Genomic DNA, 19539 nt, shown 5'->3' on the forward strand with positions numbered 1-19539 from the left:
CGAGTGGTGCTGGCCCGTCGCCGGCGGGGCGGCGGCGGTGGGGTCGGGCTTGCTCGGGCTCCCCGCCCGGCGCCCGCCGGCCGCAACGGCAGCACCACGTACCAGGGCTACTGCGAGCGGGCGGTGCGCCTGGCGTGGGACCGCGTGACCCACCACGCGAGCGCGATCGAGCACTGGCGCTCTTCGGACGGCGCCCGCCACACGACGGGCACCCCGCCCCGCGGCGCGTTCGTGTTCTGGAACATCTCGTCGTACGGCCACGTCGGCATCGCCGACGGCAGCGGCGGAGTCTGGGCGACGAGCGTGAACGGCGCGATCGGCCACGCCCGGCAGGGCTACTTCGCGAACTACCTCGGCTGGAAGCCGGGCAACAGCAACTGACCCGCGCGGGCCGGGTGCGCCGGTGCTCGGCGCCGGCGCACCCGGGTTGCGAGCCAAGCCGGTCGGCGATCGATCCTCCGGGCACGCACCGGCCGGTTCGGCACCCGGCCCGGACCGGGCCCGAACACGCCCTCAGGTGCGAGCCGCCGAGGGGGTTCTGCGGCGCTGGGCCCGCTCCAGCAATGCCAGCCCCGTCGTCTCGCCCTGGTGGTTCCCCGTCTCGCGGAACACCCGCAACGCCCGATCGCAGACTCCGCGCGCCTGGACCGGCTCGCCCGCCTCCAGCAACGTCTGCCCGATGCCCAGCAGCGCGTACGCGCTGCACCTCTCGTCGTCGAGGTCCTCCAGGATGCGCAACGCCAGCCTCAAGCGCGTCAACGACTCCGGGAGCCGTCCCGTGTCGCGGCGCAACGTGCCCAGCTCCGTCAGGACCTTCGCCTCCCGGTGCGGGTCCTCGATCTCGCGCGCCAGCGCACGAGCGCGGTGCAGCCAGGTCTCCGCCTCGGCGAACGAGCCCAGCAACGCGTACGTCGAGCCGATCGAGTTGCGCATCTGGGCGACGCCGCTCCGGTCGTCCGCGCGTTCCAGGCCCGCCAGGGCACGGCGGTAGAACCCCAGGGCCTCCCGGGGGCGGTCGCGGACCCGGGCCACCGTGCCGAGGCCCGCTACCGCCAGTGCCTCGCCTCGGACGTCGCCCAGTTCGGCGAACAGCTCCGCCGACCGCCGCATGTCCCGGGACGCTTCCTCGTACTCGTCGTGGTACAGGCGGACCTGGCCGAGGCCGCGGGCCAGCACCGCCGCTCCCGCGCGGTTCCCCGCCGCCTCGACCGCCGCCAGCGCCGTCAGGTGGCTGCGTCGCCAGTCGTCGTACGCGCCGCGCAGGTCGTAGAACGGGACCGCGGCCGCCGTCAGCTGCCAGGCCAGCTCGTCCAGGCCCGCCTCCGCCGCGAGCTGGACCGCCGCCGCCAGGAGCTTGCGCTCCGCCGTGAACCAGCCCAGCGGGTCGGCCACCAAGCGGTCCGGGACGGGCCGCACGGCCACCGCGGGTCCGGTCATCGCGCCGAACGCCGGTGGCAGGCCCGCCGCCGCGGTCTTCGCCAGCGCCAGGAGCACCGACAGCACGCGGGCGAGCGTCTCGCGGCGGACCGGAAGTGGTTCCTGCGCCAGCAGTTCCGTCGCGTAGCAGCGCAGCAGGTCGTGCAGGCGGTACCGCGGGTGTCCGCTCGAATCCCGCCCGGTCAGCGAAACCAGGTTGGCGTCGACGAGCACGTCGAGGACGTCGTGCGTGCCCGCGCGGTCCAGCAGCGCGTCGACCACCCAGCTCGGGAAGTCCTGCGCGCCCAGCACCGCCGACCGGCCGAACGCCGTCCGCGCGGCCGGCGGCAGCTGACGCAGGCTCAGCTCGAAGCTCGGCCGGACACCGAGGTCGCCGACGCGCGGCTCGCTCAGCCGGCTCGACTCGTCGGCCAGCCGGTCGTGCAGGGTCCGCAGGCTCCACGCCTGCCGCCCGGCCAGCCGCGCGCCGGCGATGCGGATCGCCAGCGGCAGGTACCCGCAGCACCGGACGATCGCCGCCGCTTCGGCCGGTTCGCCGACCACCCGGTCCGGCCCCGCCAGCTCGGCCAGCAGCTGCGCGGCCTCCCGCTCGCCGAACACGGGTAGCTCCACGTGCTTCGCGCCCGCCAGCTCGGGCAGCCGGCCGCGGGTGGTGACCAGCACTGCGCACCCGGCATCGGCGGGCAGCAGCGGGCGGACCTGCGCGGCCGTCGCCGCGTCGTCCAGCACCAGCAGCATCCGGCGCCCGGCCAGGCGCGAGCGGAACAGCGCCGCCCGCTGGTCCGGCCCGGCCGGCACGGTGTTCCCGGTGACGCCCAGTGCGTGCAGGAAGTCGGCGAGCACCTCGGCGGGGTCGCGCGGCGCACCCGTGCCGGCGAGGTCGACGTAGAGCTGGCCGTCCGGGAACCGGTCCGCGAGGCCGTGGGCGACGTGCATGGCCAGCGCCGTCTTGCCGGTGCCGGGCGCGCCGGTCAGCACCACCGGCGCCGGGCCCGCGCCGAGCGCCGCGGAAAGTTCGCGGACGTACTCCTCGCGGCCGGTGAAGTCCGGCAGATCGGCGGGAAGCTGCCGCAGCGGGGACGACGCGGCCACCGGAGCGGGTCCGGGCAGCGGGTCGCCGGCGAGGATCGCCGCCTGCAGGGTCCGCAGCTCCGGCCCGGGTTCGACGCCGAGTTCGGTGACGAGCCGCTCGCGCGCGGTCGCGTACGCCTGCAGCGCTTCGGCCCGGCGGCCCGCGCCGGCGAGCGCGAGCAGGTACTGCTGCCAGAGCCGTTCGCGATACGGGTGTTCGGCCAGCAGCACGGTGAGCTCGGCGATCGCGGGATCGTGCCGGCCCAGCCGGACCTGCAGCGCGAGCCGCTCCTCGACGGCGGCCAGCCGGTTCTCGACCAGCCGGCCGAGCTCGGCGTCCCAGGCGGCCGCGGTCGGCAGGTCTTCCAGGGGGTCGCCGCGCCACAGCGCTTCGGCCTCGGCCAGCAGCGTCAGTGCCGTCTCGGGCGAGCCGTCCTTGGCCGCGCGGGCGGCGTCACCGACGAGCCGGGCGAACCGGTGGGCGTCGACCTCGCCGGGGTCGACGACCAGCGAGTAACCCGCGTCGTGGGTGCGCAGGACGGCGCCGTCGGGCAGCAGCCGGCGCAGCCGCCACACGTACGTCTGCAGGTTGGCGGTGGCCGACGTCGGGGGATCACGGTGCCACAGCGCGTCGATCAGCTGCCCGGGCGACACCGTCCGGTTCGCGTTGAGCAGCAGGTGCGCGAGCAGGACCCGCTGCTTCGCCCCGCCGAGGGGCACCGGCCGCCCGCCGACCGTCACGGTCAGTGGTCCGAGCAGGTGAAACCGCACTTCAGGCCCCATCGCGCGCGCTCCCGTTCCCGCGGCCGCCCCCAGGCAGTCACTCACATGACGAAACGCGGTGCCACGCTTTCCACTTCCGACGCCCGCCGGGACGCCGTCGTCGATGCCGCCATCGCCGAGTTCGCCCGCGGCGGATACCACAGCACGCCGATCAGCGCGGTGGCCGCCCGGGCCGACATCTCGCCCGCGTACGTCTTCAAGTTGTTCCCCGGCAAGGTTTCCCTGTTCGTCGCCGCCCTCGACCGGTGCTATGAACTCGTCGTCCACGCCCTTTCGAACGGCGCCGCTCGGGTCGAGGATGCCGACCCGGGGAAGATCCTGCACGAGATGGGCGGAGCCTACGCGGAGCTGATCGCCGACCGGAACCTGCTGATGCTGCAGGTGCACGCCCAGTCGGCCGCCGACACGCCCGAGATCGCCGACGCCGTCCGCCGCGGGCTGGCCAAGGTGACCGGCTTCGCCCGGTCGCGCTCCGGCGCGGCCGACGACGAGGTGCAGCGATTCATCGCCTACGGGCAGCTCTGCCACCTGATCGCCACCCTCGGCCTGGACGAGCACGCCGGCGATTGGGCCGCCGTGCTGTCCGCCGGTATCCGCCACCCCGGCCAGAACTGAAATCCCGGCCCGGTCAGGGCCGGTTTGCTCGCCCGTCGAGTGATTGACCAGTCACTCACGCTACGGAAGGAACCACCGTGAACGTCACCGAGATCGTCCTCCCCGGCCTCGTGGAGCCGGACGGCCTGCGCGTCGAACACCGCCCGCTGCCGCCCCGGCGCGCCGGGGAAGCCCTGATCCGCGTCGAGGCCAGCGGGATCTCGTTCGCCGAACAGCAGATGCGGCGCGGCAAGTACTACGACCAGCCGCCGTTCCCGTTCGTGCCCGGCTACGACGTCGTCGGCACGGTGCTCGAAGCCGAGGACCCCGCTCTGATCGGCCGCCGCGTCGCGGCCATGACGAAGATCGGCGGGTGGCGCAGCCACCTCGCCGTCCCCGCCGCCGACCTGGTGCCGGTGCCCGACGGCCTGGACGCCGCCGAGGCGGAAACCTTCGTGGTCAACGGCATCACGGCGTACCAGATGCTGCACCGGTGGGCGAAGGTGCGCACCGGCGGCACGATCCTGGTCCACGGCGCGAGCGGCGGCGTCGGCACCACGCTGGTGCAGCTCGCCCGCGCGGCCGGGATCCGGGTGATCGGGACCGCGTCGGCCCGCAACCTGGACGTGGTGACCGCGCTCGGGGCCACCGCCGTGGACTACCGCGGCGACGTCCCGGCCCGGGTGCGCGCGCTGGCTCCCGGCGGGGTCGACGCCGTCTTCGACCACGTCAGTGGCCCCGGCATCGTCGATTCGTTCCGCCTGCTCGCCCCGGGTGGCGCCCTGGTCGCCTACGGCAGCGCGTCGACGGTGAACACCGGGGGCAACCGGAAGCCCGCCGTGCTGAAACTCGTCGCGCGGCTGCTGTGGTGGAACGCGGTGCCGAACCGCCGCCGGGCGCACTTCTCCAACGTCTGGGGCGGCAAGCGGAACCTCGCCCGGTTTCGCGCGCGCCTGGCCGAAGACCTGACAGCCGTCTTCGAGCTGGCGGTGCGGGGACAGCTCGAGGCACAGGTGGCCGCCCGGATCCCGCTGACCGAAGCCGCGAAAGCCCTCGCACTGGCCGAATCCGGCACGGTGACCGGCAAGGTCGTGCTCGTCCCCTGAAACGCACCGAAGGCCACCACGGCGAGCGTGGTGGCCTTCGGGTCGTGAGCGATCAGTCCGTGCCGAACTCCATCGCGGCGTTGTCGAGCAGCTCGACGTCGTCGGTCTTGCCGCGCGAGGCGATCACCTCGGCGCCGCCCTCGGGCATCGCGCCGATCAGGCCGGTCGAGGCCGCCTGGGCGGCGCCGATCAGCTTCGGGTTCGAGCCGCCGACCATGCCGAGGCTCGCGTACTGCTCCAGCTTCGCCCGCGAGTCGGCGATGTCCAGGTTGCGCATGGTCAGCTGGCCGATCCGGTCGACCGGGCCGAACGCCGAGTCCTCGGTCCGCTCCATCGACAGCTTGTCCGGGTGGTAGCTGAACGCCGGGCCGGTCGTGTCGAGGATCGAGTAGTCCTCGCCGCGGCGAAGCCGCAGGGTGACCTCACCGGTGATCGCGGTGCCGACCCAGCGCTGCAGCGACTCGCGCAGCATCATCGCCTGCGGGTCCAGCCAGCGGCCCTCGTACATCAGGCGGCCGAGCTGCCGCCCGTGGTTGTGGTAGCTGGCGAGGGTGTCCTCGTTGTGGATGGCGTTGACGAGCCGCTCGTAGGCGGCGTGCAGCAGCGCCATGCCGGGCGCCTCGTAGATGCCGCGGCTCTTGGCCTCGATGATCCGGTTCTCGATCTGGTCGGACATGCCGAGCCCGTGCCGGCCGCCGATGGCGTTGGCCTCGAGGACCAGGTCGACGGCGGTGGCGAACTCCTTGCCGTTGATCGTCACCGGCCGGCCCTGCTCGAAGCCGACGGTGACGTCCTCGGGCGCGATCTCGACCGCGGGGTCCCAGAACGCCACGCCCATGATCGGCTTGACGATCTCGATGCCGGTGTCCAGGTGCTCCAGGGACTTGGCCTCGTGCGTGGCGCCCCAGATGTTGGCGTCGGTCGAGTAGGCCTTCTCGGTGCTGTCGCGGTAGGGCAGGTCGTGCGCGAGCAGCCACTCGGACATCTCCTTGCGGCCGCCGAGCTCGGTGACGAAGTCCGCGTCGAGCCACGGCTTGTAGACGCGCAGGGAGGGGTTGGCCAGCAGGCCGTAGCGGTAGAACCGCTCGATGTCGTTGCCCTTGTAGGTGGAGCCGTCGCCCCAGATCTGGACGTCGTCCTCGAGCATCGCGCGGACCAGCAGCGTGCCGGTGACCGCGCGGCCGAGCGGGGTGGTGTTGAAGTAGCTGCGGCCGCCGGTGCGGATGTGGAAGGCGCCGCACGTCAGCGCCGCGAGCCCCTCTTCGACGAGGGCTTCCTTGCAGTCGACCAGCCGCGCGATCTCGGCGCCGTACTGGCCGGCCCGGCCGGGCACCGACTCGATGTCGGGCTCGTCGTACTGGCCGATGTCGGCGGTGTAGGTGCAGGGGACCGCGCCTTTGTCGCGCATCCACGCGACCGCTACGGAAGTGTCGAGGCCACCGGAGAAGGCGATACCGACACGCTCGCCGACGGGCAGGGAAGTGAGCACCTTGGACATGCGAATGATTATGCACGGCTATGCATCGTCGTGCAATCCGGGGTGCCCTGGCTCACGGAAACCGCGTTGACGTGCGTGGTTCGGTGATCCCATGGGCCGCATGCACGCCGACGAACACACCATCGACACCGCGCTGGTGGAGCGGCTGCTGCGTGGGCAGTTCCCGGAGTGGGCGAGCCTGCCGGTCACTCTCCTGGCTTCGGGCGGCACGGTCAACGCCGTGTACCGCCTGGGCGGTTCCCTGACGGTCCGGCTTCCGCTCACCGAGGGCGGCGCCGACGACATCGCGAAGGAACGCCAGGCCCTCGGCGCGCTCGGGGAGCTGCCGGTGGCGGTCCCGGCCGTCGTCGCGGTCGGCGAACCCGCCGAGGGGTACCCGTGGCCGTGGGCGGTGCACGGCTGGCTCGACGGCGAACCGGCGCTCGAAGGACGTGCGGCTCACGGCCTGGCGGAGTTCGTCCTCGCGCTGCGGGCCCACCGGACGGACGGCCCCCCGACCTCCCGCGGGCGGCCGCTGTCCGTTGTGGACACGGCCACCCGCCGGGCGATCGACGAGCTGCGCCGCACCGACGAGCCCTTCGACGCCGACGCGGCGCACGCCGCCTGGTCCGAGGCGCTCGATGCTCCACAGTGGACCGACCCCCCGTGCTGGGTGCACGGCGACCTGATGCCCAGCAACCTCCTGTTGCGCGACAACCGGCTGGCCGGGGTCCTCGACTGGGCCACCGCGGGCCTCGGCGACCCGGCGGCCGACCTGATCCCCGCGTGGAACCTGCTGACCGCGGACACCCGCCGCACCTTCCGCGACGCCGTGGCCCCCGACGACGCCACCTGGGCGCGCGGCCGCGGCCGGGCGCTGGCGATGGCGGTGATCCAGCTGCCGTACTACCGGCACACCAACCCGGTCATCTCGGCCAACGCCCGGTACGTGCTCGCCGAACTGGGCGTGCTCACCAGGTGCCGATGACCGGCAGGTCCCACCGCAGAGCGTGCAAGTTCCGGCTCAGGACTGTGCAGGCGCCCGTGACCGCGCCGCGATCGTTGAGGTCCTCGGCGCCGCACCAGGCGTTCTCCGTCAGCGGCCGCAGCGCGGTGAGCCCGCCGCCGGGCCCCCAAACGAAGTACTTGCCGGAGCCGATTGCCACGAGCGCGCTGCCCGTGTCGTTCGCGGTGACGAACCGGGTCCACACGCCGTCCGGGTTCGGGTGCACGGTCAGCTGCCCGGCCGCGTTCCAGCGGGCCAGGTGCCTGATGCCGTCCCCCGCCTCCACGGTGCCGTAGATCGTCCCGTCCGCGCCGATCTCCGCCGCCGTGCTGGACTTCCAGGTGGTGTCGAGCACGGTGAGGTGTCCCGCCGCATCCCATTTCGCGGCGTGGACGCCGCTCGAGCCGACGACCGTGCCCGCGTTGTCGAGGTCGGCGGGCGTACCGCCGCCTTCCAACGGCACGAGGTTGCCCGCCGGATCCCAGTACTTCGACTCCCCCTGGTACGAACTGAGGACCGCGCCCGCGTCGTTGATCGCGAAGCCGCGGCCGTAGCCGAGGGCCGTGACCGTGCCCTGGGTCGTGTCCCACTTCACCGCCGTGTCCGAAGCCTGAGCGCCGTAGGAGTACCCGACGGCGATGCCGTGGGCGTTGATCGCGGCCACGCTGGACGACGGGTAGCCCGGCACCGGCGGCAGGTCCACCGGCACCCCGGACGCGCCCCACAGCGTCGCCCGCCCGGCGGACCCAGTGGCCGACATCGAGTCGCCGAGCGCCACCCCGTCCTCGGTGATCGCGGCGGGTACGACCGACGCGTAGCCCGGTTGCGGCGGCAGCTCGGTGATCCGGCCGGCCGCGTCCCACCGGGCCCCGCGCGGGTTGTTCGCCTTGTCGAACGACATCCCGAACACCGTTCCGTCGTTCGACACCAGATCTCCGTAACTGGTCAGTCCCCCGGGCAGCGTGCCCAGGTCGACCGGGGCGACCGGTTCGTCCGCACTCGCCGGGACCGCGGTGAGCACCACCGCCACCGCCGCCGTCGCGAGAACACCTCTGAACATCCCTGTTCCTCCCCTTCAGATCGGTTCCAGGGTGTCCACGCGCGACGGCGGCAACCGGTTTAGCCCGGCAGCAGCGCCGGGGCCGCGAGGCGGGTGGCGTTCGCCGCCGCGTCGTCCGGGGCTTCCTGGGCCGAGCGCTCCGCCTCCACCCGGGCCAGGTAGTTCGCCACCTCGCGGTCCGTGCGGTGGGAATCCCAGCCCAGCAGCGGGGCCATCAACGCCGCCACGACGGGCGCCGCCGCCTCGCCGCGGTCGCGCTCCTCGATCGAGATGCGCGTCCGCCGCGTGAGGACGTCCTCCAGGTGCAGCGCACCCTCGTGGGAGACCGCGTAGACGGCCTCGACGCGGAGGTATTCGGAGGTCTCCGTGATCGGGTCCGCGAGCGAAGGCTGCTCCTCGATCAGCTCCAGGAGATTCCAGATCCGCGTGCCGTACCGCTGCAGCAGGTGCTCGACGCGGGTCAGCGGCAGCCCCGACTTCGCGGCCACGCCGAACCGGTCTGCCCACAGCTCGTGGTAGCCCTCGGCGCCGGCGATCGGGAGCCGGTCGGTCCACGACGGCGGGGCCGGGCGGCCGATCTCCTCGACCGCGACGTCGACCGCGTCCGCGGCCATCACCCGGTACGTCGTGTACTTGCCACCGGCCACGATGACCAGGCCCGGCACCGGGTGCGCCACCGCGTGCTCCCGCGACAGCTTCGTCGTCGCGGCCGCCTTCGCCGCCAGCAGCGGGCGAAGCCCGGCGTAGACGCCCTCGATGTCGTCGTGCGTCACCGGCGTCCGGAGGACGGCGTTGAGGTGTTCGAGCACGTAGTCGACGTCCGCGCGGCTCGCCGCCGGGTGCTCGCGGTCGAGGTCCCACTCGGTGTCGGTGGTGCCGACGATCCAGTGCCGTCCCCACGGGATGACGAACAGCACGCTCTTCTCGGTGCGCAGGATCAGCCCGGTGTCCAGGTCGATCTTCTCCCGCGGCACCACGAGGTGGATGCCCTTCGACGCGCGGACGGTGAACGGCGCGGGGATCCCGGCCGCCTCCGCCATGTCGTCGCTCCAGACACCGGTGGCCGCCACCACCGTGCGGGCGCGGATCTCGAACTCGATCCCGCTCTCCCGGTCCACGACCTTCGCCCCGACGACTCGCTCGCCCTCGCGCAGCAGCGAAGTGACGCGAGCCCGCGTCAGGACCGAAGCGCCCTGCTCGGCGGCGGTTCGGGCGATGGTCATCGTGTGGCGGGCGTCGTCGACCTGGGCGTCGTAGTACTGGATCGCCCCGATCAGCGCGTCGTCCGCGAGCGCCGGGGCCGCCTTGAAGGCGCCCCGCTTGGACAGGTGCCGGTGCCGCGGCAGCGCGCGAGCGCCGCCGAGCGTGTCGTACAGCGTGACGCCGGCACCGATGTAGCCGCGTTCCCACACCCGGTGCTGCAGCGGGACCAGGAACTTCACCGGCCGCACCAGGTGCGGGGCCAGCGTCTGCAGCAGCAGCCCGCGCTCCTTGAGCGCTTCGCGCACCAGCTTGAAGTCCAGCTGCTCCAGGTAGCGCAGGCCGCCGTGGATCAGCTTGGACGACCGGCTGGACGTGCCCGCGGCGAAGTCCCGGGCCTCGACCAGCGCGGTCGACAGCCCGCGGGACGCGGCGTCGAGCGCGACGCCGGCCCCGGTCACTCCCCCGCCGACGACGAGCACGTCGACCTCTTCGTTCACCAGTTTCCGCAACGTTTCCGCGCGGTACTGCGGGGAAAGCGGGGTCACGGTGTTCCTCCTCATGGTCACTGCACGTCGACCCAGTCGAGCGTGCGGCCGACGGCCTTCTGCCAGCCCGCGTAGCCCTCGGCGCGCTGTTCGTCGCTCCAGGACGGCGTCCAGCGCTTGTCCTCGTTCCAGTTCTGCTCGAGCTCGTCGGTGGACTTCCAGAACCCGACCGCCAGCCCGGCCGCATAGGCGGCACCGAGCGCGGTGGTCTCCGCGACGACCGGCTTCGACACCGGCACGCCGAGGATGTCCGCCTGCAGCTGCATGCAGAGCTCGTTGGCGGTGACGCCACCGTCCACCCGCAGCACGTCCAGCGTCACGCCGGAGTCGTTCTGCATCGCCTCGACGACGTCGCGGGTCTGGTAGCAGATCGCTTCCAGGGTCGCCCGTGCCAGGTGGGCGTTGGTGGTGGCGCGGGTGAGGCCGACGATCGCGCCGCGGGCGTCCGAACGCCAGTACGGCGCGAACAGGCCGGAGAACGCCGGGACGAAGTAGATGCCGCCGTTGTCCTCGACCTGGCGGGCCAGGCTCTCGCTCTGGGACGCGCCGCTGATGATGCCCAGCTGGTCGCGCAGCCACTGCACCGCCGAACCGGTGACCGCGATCGAGCCTTCCAGCGCGTAGACCGGCTTGTCGTCGCCGAACTGGTAGCACAGCGTCGTGAGCAGGCCGTGCTTCGAGCGGACGAGCTCCTGGCCGGTGTTGAGGAGCAGGAAGTTGCCGGTGCCGTAGGTGTTCTTGGCCTCGCCGGGCCGGAAGCAGACCTGCCCGACGGTGGCGGCCTGCTGGTCGCCGAGGACGCCGGTGATGGCGACCTCGCCGCCGAGCGGGCCGTCCGCGCGGGTGGTGCCGAAGCCCGGGTTCGACGACGGCCGGATCGCCGGGAGCATCTGCCGCGGGACGCCGAAGAACGACAGCAGCTCGTCGTCCCAGTCGAGGGTTTCGAGGTCCATCAGCATGGTGCGCGAGGCGTTGGTCGGGTCGGTGACGTGGACGCCGCCGTCCGGGCCGCCGGTGAGGTTCCAGATCAGCCACGAGTCGGTGGTGCCGAACAGGGCGTCGCCCTTCTCGGCGTCCTCGCGCACGCCTTCGACGTTCTCGAGGATCCACTGCAGCTTGCCGCCGGAGAAGTAGGTGGCGGGCGGCAGGCCGGCCTTGCGGCGGATGACGTCGCCCTTGCCCTCGCGCTCGAGTGCCGAGGCGATCCGGTCGGTGCGGGTGTCCTGCCAGACGATGGCGTTGTGGTACGGGCGGCCGGTGCGGCGGTTCCACACGACGGTGGTCTCGCGCTGGTTGGTGATGCCGAGCGCGGCCAGGTCGCCCACGGTCAGGTTCGCCTTGTTCAGCGCGGTCGCGATGACCGAGCGGGTGCGTTCCCAGATTTCGGTGGCGTCGTGCTCGACCCAGCCCGGCCGGGGCAGGATCTGCTCGTGCTCGAGCTGGTGGCGGGCGATCTCGTTGCCGCCGTGGTCGAAGATCATGAAGCGGGTGCTGGTGGTGCCCTGGTCTACGGCGCCGACGAAGTCCGGCATGGTCGTGCTCCTACTCAGTTGGCGGGCTCGAAGTCCTTGGCGGGCATGGCGTCCAGCGGGTCCCCGGCCGGGAGGAAGCGCTCGATCAGGTACTTGTAGATCGCGCCGCCGACGAGGGCACCGATGACCGGCGCCACGATCGGGATCCACCAGTACGGGAAGCCGTACTGGTCGGTGAACGCCGTGTCGTAGCCGGTCAGCCAGGAGGCCAGGCGCGGGCCGAAGTCGCGGGCGGGGTTGATCGCGTACCCGGCGTTCGTGCCCCAGGCCATGCCGATCGCGACGACGAGGAAGCCGACGACGACCGGGGCCAGGTTCGCGCCCGGCGAGGTGTTGCGGAGGTCGGTGATGGCGAAGAGGACGATCAGCAGGATCGCGGTGCCGATGATCTGGTCGCGGAAGGCGCCCCAGTCACCCACCGGCAGCGTGCCGTTACCCGGAAGGGTGGAGAACACGCCCTGGGTCTTGATCGTCAGGCCCGGGTCCTTGGCGTTGAGGACCTCGGTGTAGTTCCAGCGCACCAGCATCGCGGCCACGAACGCACCGGCCGTCTGCGCCAGGGCGTAGGGAGCGACCTTGCGCCACTCGAAGCCCTTGAACACCGCGAGGGCGATGGTCACGGCCGGGTTCAGGTGCGCGCCGCTGATCCGCGAAGCGACGTAGACACCCAGCGTGACGCCGAGGCCCCAGGCCCAGGCGATGCTGTCGTGGTCCCCGATGCCCGCGGCGACGACCTGCGCCACCACTCCGCACCCGAACAGGATGAGGATCATCGTCCCCACGAACTCGGCGGCCATCTCGCCGCCGAGTCCACGGGCCTTGAGGCTTCGCACCATTGCTTTCCTCCACAAAGGACCTTGTCCCCCTACTGGTGGGTGAAAGTTAAGTTCGCGTGTCAGGCCGGTCAACGGACGGCGGTCGGCATTGTCGAACGGCCGAAGTGGATGTTCGACATTGTCGAATCGGGGCCGGTCAGGTTACCAATCCGGCCGAAAGCAGGCGGACACGAACCGGAGCGAATTTGCTCAACGGAGCTGTTCCGCCGTGACTGCCGGTCGGATTGGTAACGATCGGTACAGTAGGGTCGCGCCGTGCCCGGCCCGATCCAGTCCATCGAACGCGCCGCCGCGATCCTGCGGTTGCTGGCGCGCGGCTCGGGGCGCCTGGGCGTCGGCGAGATCGCCGAGTCCCTCGAACTGGCGAAGGGCACCGCGCACGGGATCCTGCGCACGCTGCAGGGTGTCGGGTTCGTCGAGCAGGACCGCGACACGGGCAAGTACCAGCTCGGCGCGGCGCTGCTGCACCTGGGCACGAGCTACCTCGACGTCAACGAGCTGCGCTCCCGGGCGATCAACTGGGCCGACGCCCTGGCCTCGCGCAGCGGCGAGGCGGTCCGGATCGGCGCGCCCCTGGAAGGCCGGGTGCTGGTCGTGCACCACGTGTTCCGGCCGGACGACAGCCTGCAGACCCTCGACGTCGGCACGCTGCTGCCGCTGCACGCGACGGCGCTCGGCAAGGTCCTGCTGGCCTACGACACGACGCTCAAGGCGGACCCCGAGCCGTACACGCGCCGCACGCTGGTCACCCAGACGGCGATCAAGCGGGCGTGTGCGAAGGTACGGGAGGCGGGCTGGGCGGTGGAGAACGGCGAGATGATCTCGGGCGAGGCCGGGATCGCCGCCCCGATCCGCGGCCACGGCGGCATCGTGGTGGGCGCGATCGGCGTGTCGGGGCCGGCGGACCGGGTGTGCGAGCCGGACGGCAGCCCGAGCGCCCGCCTGCTGGGCCACGTCCGCGACGCGGCGCGCGCGGTTTCGCGGGACCTGGGTGCGTCCCGATGGTGAAGGGAGGGGCATGGTCCAGCGGTACGTGATGTCCATCGACCAGGGCACCACCTCCACCCGGTGCATCCTGTTCGACGCCCGAGGCCGGCTCGTCTCGGTCGTCCAGCGCGAACACCAGCAGCACTTCCCGCGGCCCGGCTGGGTCGAGCACGACGCGACCGAGATCTGGCGGAACGTCTCCCGGATCGTCCCGCAGGCGCTCGCCGACGCGGGCGCCACCGCCGATCAGGTCGTCGGGCTGGGGATCGCCAACCAGCGCGAGACCACCGTCCTGTGGGACCGGCGCACCGGCAACCCCGTCGGACGGGCGATCGTCTGGCAGGACACCCGCACCGACGCCATGCTCGAACAGTTCGCCCGCGAACCCGGCGCCGACCGCGTGCGGCAGCTGTGCGGCCTGCCCCTGGCCACCTACTTCTCGGCACCGCGCATCCGCTGGCTGCTCGAACGCACCCCGGGGCTGCGCGAGCGGGCCGAACGCGGGGACGTCCTCTTCGGCACCATCGAGAGCTGGCTGATCTGGAACCTCACCGGCGGCGCCGAAGGGGGCGTGCACGTCACCGACGTCACCAACGCCTCGCGCACCATGCTGATGAACCTGCGCACGCTGAACTGGGACGACGAACTCCTGGAGTTCTTCGACGTCCCGCGCGCGATGCTGCCGGAGATCCGGTCCTCGACCGAGGTCTACGGCACCACTTCGCGAGTGGTCCCCGGCATCCGGATCGCCGCGGCGCTCGGCGACCAGCAGGCGGCGCTGTTCGGCCAGACCTGCTTCGCGCCCGGCGAGGCCAAGTGCACCTACGGCACCGGCAGCTTCCTGCTGCTCAACACCGGCCCGACGCCGGTGCTGTCCACCCACGGCATGCTCACCACCGTCGGGTTCAAGATCGGCGACGAGCCCGCGGTGTACGCCCTCGAAGGCTCGATCGCCGTCACCGGATCGCTGGTCCAGTGGTTCCGGGACGGCCTGGAGCTGATCGGCAGCGCGCCCGAGATCGAGACGCTGGCCAGGACGGTCGAGGACAACGGCGGCTGCTACATCGTGCCCGCGTTCTCCGGCCTGTTCGCGCCGCACTGGCACAGCGAGGCGCGCGGGGTGATCGCCGGGCTGACGTCGTACATCACGAAGGGCCACCTGGCGCGGGCGGTGCTGGAGGCGACCGCCTGGCAGACCCGCGAGGTCGTCGACGCGATGAACGCCGACTCCGGGCTGGCGCTGTCGACGTTGAAGGTCGACGGCGGGATGACCGCGGACAACCTGCTGATGCAGTGCATCGCCGACGTCCTCGACGTGCCGGTGGTGCGTCCGATGGTGGCGGAGACGGTCTCGCTGGGCGCGGCTTACGCGGCGGGGCTGTCCGTCGGGTACTGGCCGGACCTGGAGGGCCTGCGGCGCAACTGGCACCGGGCCGGCCAGTGGCTGCCGGCGATGGACCCGGCCCGCCGTGACTCCGAATACGCGCACTGGCGCCAGGCGGTGGAGCTGACGTTCGGCTGGATGCGCCCGGCCCCGGCCGCGGCGGCGCCGGGTTCGGACCTGGTCGAGGTGCTGCTGGCCGACCACCGCCGGTTCGAGCAGCTGCTGCGCGACCTGCGCAACACCGAAGCCGACCGGCCGGCGCTGGTGGCGGAGCTGTCGGCCCTGCTGGTCGCCCACGCGACGGCGACCGAGCGGATCGTCCGCCCGGACGCGCCGGGCGAACCGTTCGCCGACGACCTGCTCGCGGTCCTGGAGGGCGACGACTTCGAAAAGGCGTTGCCACGTCTGGAGAACGTCGTCGACGCTCATGTGCGCGGCGAGGAACGCGGGCTGCTGAACGAACTGCGCCGGAGCATGTCCACATCGGACCGGACGGGGCTGGGCCGGGCGTTCGTCGCGGAACGCCGTCGCCAGCTCGACCTGGACTGCGGTGCGGCGGACCACATCCGCGGCCTGGGCGACCGGCTGAAGCTCTGACACTGCCATCCGGGTGAAGCCGGGCCCGAACCCTGCTCCGGCACGGGCGCCCGGAGAAGACTGCGGGCACCGTTTCGCCACTGGAGGGAGCACTCGTGTCCGCAGCCGCCGACCAGGCCTTGCTGTCCCTGTCCACCCCGGCCGGGCTCGCCGATCCGTACCCGGTCTACGCGACGCTTCGCGAAGAGACGCCGGTCTTCCGCAGCGAAGTCTTCGGCGGCTGGGTCCTCAGCCGGTTCGCCGACTGCCAGGCCGTGCTCGCCGACGGCGAGACCTTCCGGGTGCTGGACGCCCAGTGGCGCGACCGGCACACGCCGGGCTGGCGGGAGAACCCGGCCATGGTGCTGCTGGCCGACCTCCTGCCGTGGAAGAACCCGCCGGAACACACGCGCGAGCGCCGCCTGCTCGTCCGCGACTTCACCGTCCGGCGCGTCCGGGAACTGGAGCCCGCCGTCCGCCGGGCCACCGACCGGGTGCTCGACGGCTTCGCCGACGCCACGGCGGACGGGACCGCGGCGGAGTTCGTCGGCACGGTCCTCTACCCCCTCGGGATGGCCGTGATCGGCGACCTGGTCGGTGTGCCCGAAACCGACCACGACCGGCTTCGCCGCCTCACCGATCTGATCGGCAAGCAGGTCCAGCCCGCGATGCCGGTGGATCTGCGTGCGGAGGTGGACGCGGCCGCCGTCGAATTCCGCGCCTACTTCACGGAGCTGATCGCCCGGCGGCGTGCGGAACCGCGTGCCGACCTGACGTCCGCGCTGCTGGCCCGGCCCACCGCCGAGGTGGAGCTGATGTCGGAGGAGGAGGTGCTCAATTCCCTCCTCGTGTTGTTCGGCGGCGGCTACGAGACCACCGCGGGCGCGCTGGGCAACGGTGTCCACGCCCTGCTGACCCACCCGGACCAGTTCGCCCTCCTCGCCGGTGATCCGGGGCTGGCGGCCGGCGCGGCCGAGGAGATGCTGCGGTGGGACGGGGCCGCCCAGATGAGCCAGCGCGTGGCCGCCGGGCCGGCGGTGCTCGATGGCCGGGAGATCCCGGCGGACGACGTGGTCGTGCTCCTCGCCGGCGCGGCGAACCGGGATCCCGCGCGCTTCGCGGACCCGGACCGCTTCGACATCACTCGCGAAGGCGGCCGCGGGCTGTTCTTCGGGCACGGCTTGCACCTGTGCCTCGGCGCGGCCTTGGCGCGGCTCGAGATGGCGGTGTTGCTGGAACAGCTGGGGAAGCGGTTTCCCACGCTGCGGATCGAAGGCGACGTGGTGCGGCGCCCGAACCCGGCTCTGCGGGGGATGGCCGCTCTGCCGCTCACCCGCTGACCGGTGGCCGGCGGCGGCCGGGCCAGGGCGGGCCGCCTTCAGCGGGCGTGGTGGGCTCGGACAGCTCCGGCGGCACCCCATTCGGAAACTGGCCGGCAGTGACGCGAGGCGACTGCGCGAAGCGCGCGCCGCGGAACTCGGCGTTCTTGCGGAACGTCGCGTCGCGCAATCCGATGGCGCCGTCGAAGACCGCGCCTTGGAAGCTCACGTCGCGGGCGAAGACGGCTTCGCGGAAGCTGGCGTCGCGCCGGAACGCGACGCCGTGGAAGTTGGCTTTGGTGGCGAAGGTGGTGCCGACAAACCTCGCGTTGCCGGTGAAGGCCGCGCCGCGGAACTCGGCGTCACTGGCGAAGCGAGCCGAACCGAACTCGGCGTCGCGCGCGAAGACGGTTTTGTCGAACCAGGCGCGGCGGGCGAACCTCGCCCCGTCGAACCCGGCGTCGGCGGTGAAGGAGGTTCCCTCGAATCGAGCGCCTCGCAGGAACTTCGCCCCGGCGAAGCCGACACTCGCGGCGAAGGTCATGCCGCGAAACTGCGCGCGTCCGGCGAAAGTGGCGTGGCCGAACTGCGCCTCGCCGGTGAAGGCTGCGTCCTCGAAGGTCGCGTCCTCGGCGAAGGTCGTCCCGGCGAAGCGGGCGGTGCCGACGAAGGTGACGCCGTTCAGCTGGAGAACGTGCAGGTGGCAGTCACTGAAGTCGGCTTCGAGCAGGACCGCGCCGGTCAGGTCGAGGTCCAGACCGGGCCAGAACGTCGCCGCCGGAGCCCCGGGTTCGGCACCCGGGCGCAGGTGACTGGTCAGGATGCGCTGAGCAGTGAGCCGGACTTCGCGTTCCCGCTGCCACTGCCGGTGCGCATCCGGGTCTTCGTCCGGCTCGCGCAGCGGGTCGACCGGCATCCGCAGATAGGCGCACATCACGTTGACGATGGTCTGCCGCTGCTCGGAGTTGTCCTGGGCCAGTCGTTCCAGCGCATAGAGCCCACCCAGGCGAACCGGGGCCTCATCGGCCCCGAGGTGCTCGACGGCCTTGCTGAACAGCTCCGTGATCCGGCGGGCGGTCGCGTCGCTCTCGGTGGCGAGGGCGACCCGCTCCTGGTGCGCCCGGTTCTCCGCGGCGACGCGCTCTTGGAGGGCGTGGGCACGGGCGACGTCGGCCTGGTCGCGCTCCTTCTGGAGCAGGGCGAGGTCCGTGGATCGCTGCCTTCGCCACGCCAGGTACAGGGCGAACAGCCCGCCGCCACCCAAACCGAGACTCAACCCGATCCGGAGCACCTCCAGCTGTGCGGTCACCCGGTTCGGGTCGGAGCCGCCAGTGGTGAGGCCGATCCACAAGGCCGTCACCACCGCGGCCACCACGAGAGCCGTGCCCACGGCCGCGGCCAGCAGCGCCCGGCCGGACAGCGGGGTCACGATCTGCTTCGGCTGCTCGGCGGGACGCGGGACAGGCGGGAGACCCGAGGCGGTATCGGTCACCGCCCCATCATGACGTGCGTCTCGGTGTTCCGAAGCGATCTTCGGCCGGAACACCGGCGTGTCCGTCGGAGATCCCCTACACGCCTTTGAGGCAGCGGCTGCTCTCCCGCACCACCAGCTCGGCCTCGACCGTTCCCCACGCCGGCACCGCCACGCCGTCGATGCGGGCCGCCAGTGTCGCCAGCGTGTGGCGGCCCGCCGCCACGTAGTCCTGGCGGACCGTGGTCAACGGCGGGGCGAAGTACGCCGCTTCGGGGACGTCGTCGAAGCCGACCACGTGGGCGTCGCGCGGGACTCGCATGCCCACCTCCGCGAACGCCGCCACCAGTCCCAGTGCCATGTGGTCGTTCGCCGAAAACACCGCGCCCACCCCGGATTCGACCGCCAGGGACTGGCCGGCGCGGAAACCCGAGCGGGCGGACCAGTCGCCGCGGACCACCGGGGGGACCTCCGCTCCGTGGCGTTCGAGCGTCTCGCGCCAGCCGCGCTCGCGGGCGCGGGCCACCGGTCCTTCCTCCGGGCCGCCGAGGTGCCAGACCGTCGGGTGGCCGAGGGCCAGGAGGTGTTCCGTGGCCTGGCGCGCCCCCGCGTACTGGTCGGTGGACGCCGCCGGCACGAGGGGGATCTCGGCGACCGGGGCCAGCTCGGCCAGGAGGTGCCCGTCGAGCACCACGATCCCGGCCACCCCCTGCAGCTGCAGGCCGGCCACCGCGGCGAGCACCGCCGCGCCGCTGTTGACCGACACGCTGAAGACGCTCAGCACGTATTCCTGCTCGCGGGCGGCCGCGCGCAGGCCGTGCAACACCGGCCCCGACGCCGACGACCCGGTCGCGATCACCCCCAGCGTGCCCCGCCGCTGGAGGGGCCGCGCACGGAGCGGGCCGTCGGGACCTGCGTCGTCCACGGGCATGCGTCGATGTTAGCGATCACACCGGCAGACGTGAACTTTGTTCACCTTCCATAAATAACGAAACGGTAACGGCGGAACGCCGGCTTGAACCGGTCCCGTCCGGGGACCGTTCCCCCCAATGCCGGAACCAGTGACACCGGGCGGGTCCCCCGATACCCGCGACCCGGTGCCACTCCCCGGGTTCCGCGCGTCTCCAGCCCGGGCACGCAGGCTTCTTCAGC

Annotated in this window: 14 protein-coding genes and 1 pseudogene; 7 read left to right on the forward strand and 8 right to left on the reverse strand. The window is 72.4% G+C overall.

The annotated features are described in order from the left end of the window. Positions 1 to 381: pseudogene (locus ACFVYA_RS37490) on the forward strand (hypothetical protein); the annotation flags it as partial. Between the two features lie 132 nt (positions 382 to 513). Here the strand turns inward: ACFVYA_RS37490 and ACFVYA_RS37495 are convergent. Next, the gene (locus ACFVYA_RS37495; RefSeq protein ID WP_387051866.1) at positions 514 to 3291 is read right to left on the reverse strand and encodes a BTAD domain-containing putative transcriptional regulator; all 2778 of its coding nucleotides are present in this window, start codon (positions 3289 to 3291) and stop codon (positions 514 to 516) included. A 45-nt stretch (positions 3292 to 3336) separates the two neighbouring features. Between ACFVYA_RS37495 and ACFVYA_RS37500 the strand changes: the two genes are divergently transcribed. Next, positions 3337 to 3906 (forward strand): TetR/AcrR family transcriptional regulator, encoded by a 570-nt coding sequence (locus ACFVYA_RS37500; RefSeq protein WP_387051868.1) that lies wholly within the window; start codon positions 3337 to 3339, stop codon positions 3904 to 3906. A 77-nt stretch (positions 3907 to 3983) separates the two neighbouring features. After that, the gene (locus ACFVYA_RS37505) at positions 3984 to 4991 is read left to right on the forward strand and encodes a medium chain dehydrogenase/reductase family protein (RefSeq protein WP_387051870.1); all 1008 of its coding nucleotides are present in this window, start codon (positions 3984 to 3986) and stop codon (positions 4989 to 4991) included. Positions 4992 to 5043: 52 nt separating this feature from the next. Here ACFVYA_RS37505 and argG read toward each other — a convergent pair whose 3' ends face one another. After that, positions 5044 to 6489 (reverse strand): argininosuccinate synthase, encoded by a 1446-nt coding sequence (gene argG, locus ACFVYA_RS37510; RefSeq protein WP_387051871.1) that lies wholly within the window; start codon positions 6487 to 6489, stop codon positions 5044 to 5046. Between the two features lie 91 nt (positions 6490 to 6580). Here argG and ACFVYA_RS37515 point away from each other — a divergent pair, with 91 nt between their 5' ends. Further along, on the forward strand, positions 6581 to 7456 hold the full coding sequence (locus ACFVYA_RS37515) for an aminoglycoside phosphotransferase family protein (RefSeq protein ID WP_387051873.1): 876 nt from the start codon (positions 6581 to 6583) through the stop codon (positions 7454 to 7456). Here ACFVYA_RS37515 and ACFVYA_RS37520 read toward each other — a convergent pair. The 4 genes from ACFVYA_RS37520 to ACFVYA_RS37535 are packed head-to-tail and all read right to left on the reverse strand — an operon-like array spanning position 7440 to position 12650. Further along, positions 7440 to 8534, reverse strand: a complete 1095-nt coding sequence (locus tag ACFVYA_RS37520) for a hypothetical protein (RefSeq protein ID WP_387051875.1) — start codon at positions 8532 to 8534, stop codon at positions 7440 to 7442. The two genes, ACFVYA_RS37515 and ACFVYA_RS37520, sit on opposite strands and share 17 nt — an antisense overlap. Positions 8535 to 8593: 59 nt before the next feature. Continuing rightward, positions 8594 to 10297 carry a glycerol-3-phosphate dehydrogenase gene (gene glpD / locus ACFVYA_RS37525; protein WP_387051876.1) on the reverse strand — a complete coding sequence of 568 codons (1704 nt, stop codon included), beginning with the start codon at positions 10295 to 10297 and terminating at the stop codon, positions 8594 to 8596. A gap of 2 nt (positions 10298 to 10299) precedes the next feature. Then, positions 10300 to 11814: a glycerol kinase GlpK gene (gene glpK, locus ACFVYA_RS37530; protein ID WP_285991475.1), complete on the reverse strand. Its 1515-nt coding sequence runs from the start codon at positions 11812 to 11814 to the stop codon at positions 10300 to 10302. Positions 11815 to 11828: 14 nt separating this feature from the next. Then, positions 11829 to 12650 (reverse strand): MIP/aquaporin family protein, encoded by an 822-nt coding sequence (locus ACFVYA_RS37535; protein ID WP_285991474.1) that lies wholly within the window; start codon positions 12648 to 12650, stop codon positions 11829 to 11831. A gap of 255 nt (positions 12651 to 12905) precedes the next feature. Between ACFVYA_RS37535 and ACFVYA_RS37540 the strand changes: the two genes are divergently transcribed. From ACFVYA_RS37540 to ACFVYA_RS37550, 3 genes are all read left to right on the forward strand, one after another. Next, positions 12906 to 13658, forward strand: a complete 753-nt coding sequence (locus tag ACFVYA_RS37540) for an IclR family transcriptional regulator (RefSeq protein WP_285991473.1) — start codon at positions 12906 to 12908, stop codon at positions 13656 to 13658. Positions 13659 to 13668: 10 nt separating this feature from the next. Continuing rightward, a complete protein-coding gene (glpK, locus tag ACFVYA_RS37545) occupies positions 13669 to 15618 on the forward strand; it encodes a glycerol kinase GlpK (RefSeq protein ID WP_387051879.1) in 1950 nt (649 codons plus the stop codon). A gap of 95 nt (positions 15619 to 15713) precedes the next feature. Beyond that, entirely contained in the window at positions 15714 to 16937 is a 1224-nt protein-coding gene (locus ACFVYA_RS37550) for a cytochrome P450 (protein WP_387051880.1), read from the forward strand. Here the strand turns inward: ACFVYA_RS37550 and ACFVYA_RS37555 are convergent. Next, positions 16927 to 18408 (reverse strand): pentapeptide repeat-containing protein, encoded by a 1482-nt coding sequence (locus ACFVYA_RS37555; protein ID WP_387051881.1) that lies wholly within the window; start codon positions 18406 to 18408, stop codon positions 16927 to 16929. The two genes, ACFVYA_RS37550 and ACFVYA_RS37555, sit on opposite strands and share 11 nt — an antisense overlap. Before the next feature lie 76 nt (positions 18409 to 18484). Continuing rightward, positions 18485 to 19318, reverse strand: a complete 834-nt coding sequence (locus ACFVYA_RS37560) for a substrate-binding domain-containing protein (protein WP_285991469.1) — start codon at positions 19316 to 19318, stop codon at positions 18485 to 18487. Positions 19319 to 19539: the final 221 nt, after the last annotated feature.

It is taken from the genome of Amycolatopsis sp. NPDC058278, assembly GCF_042881395.1.
Lineage (GTDB): Bacteria > Actinomycetota > Actinomycetes > Mycobacteriales > Pseudonocardiaceae > Amycolatopsis.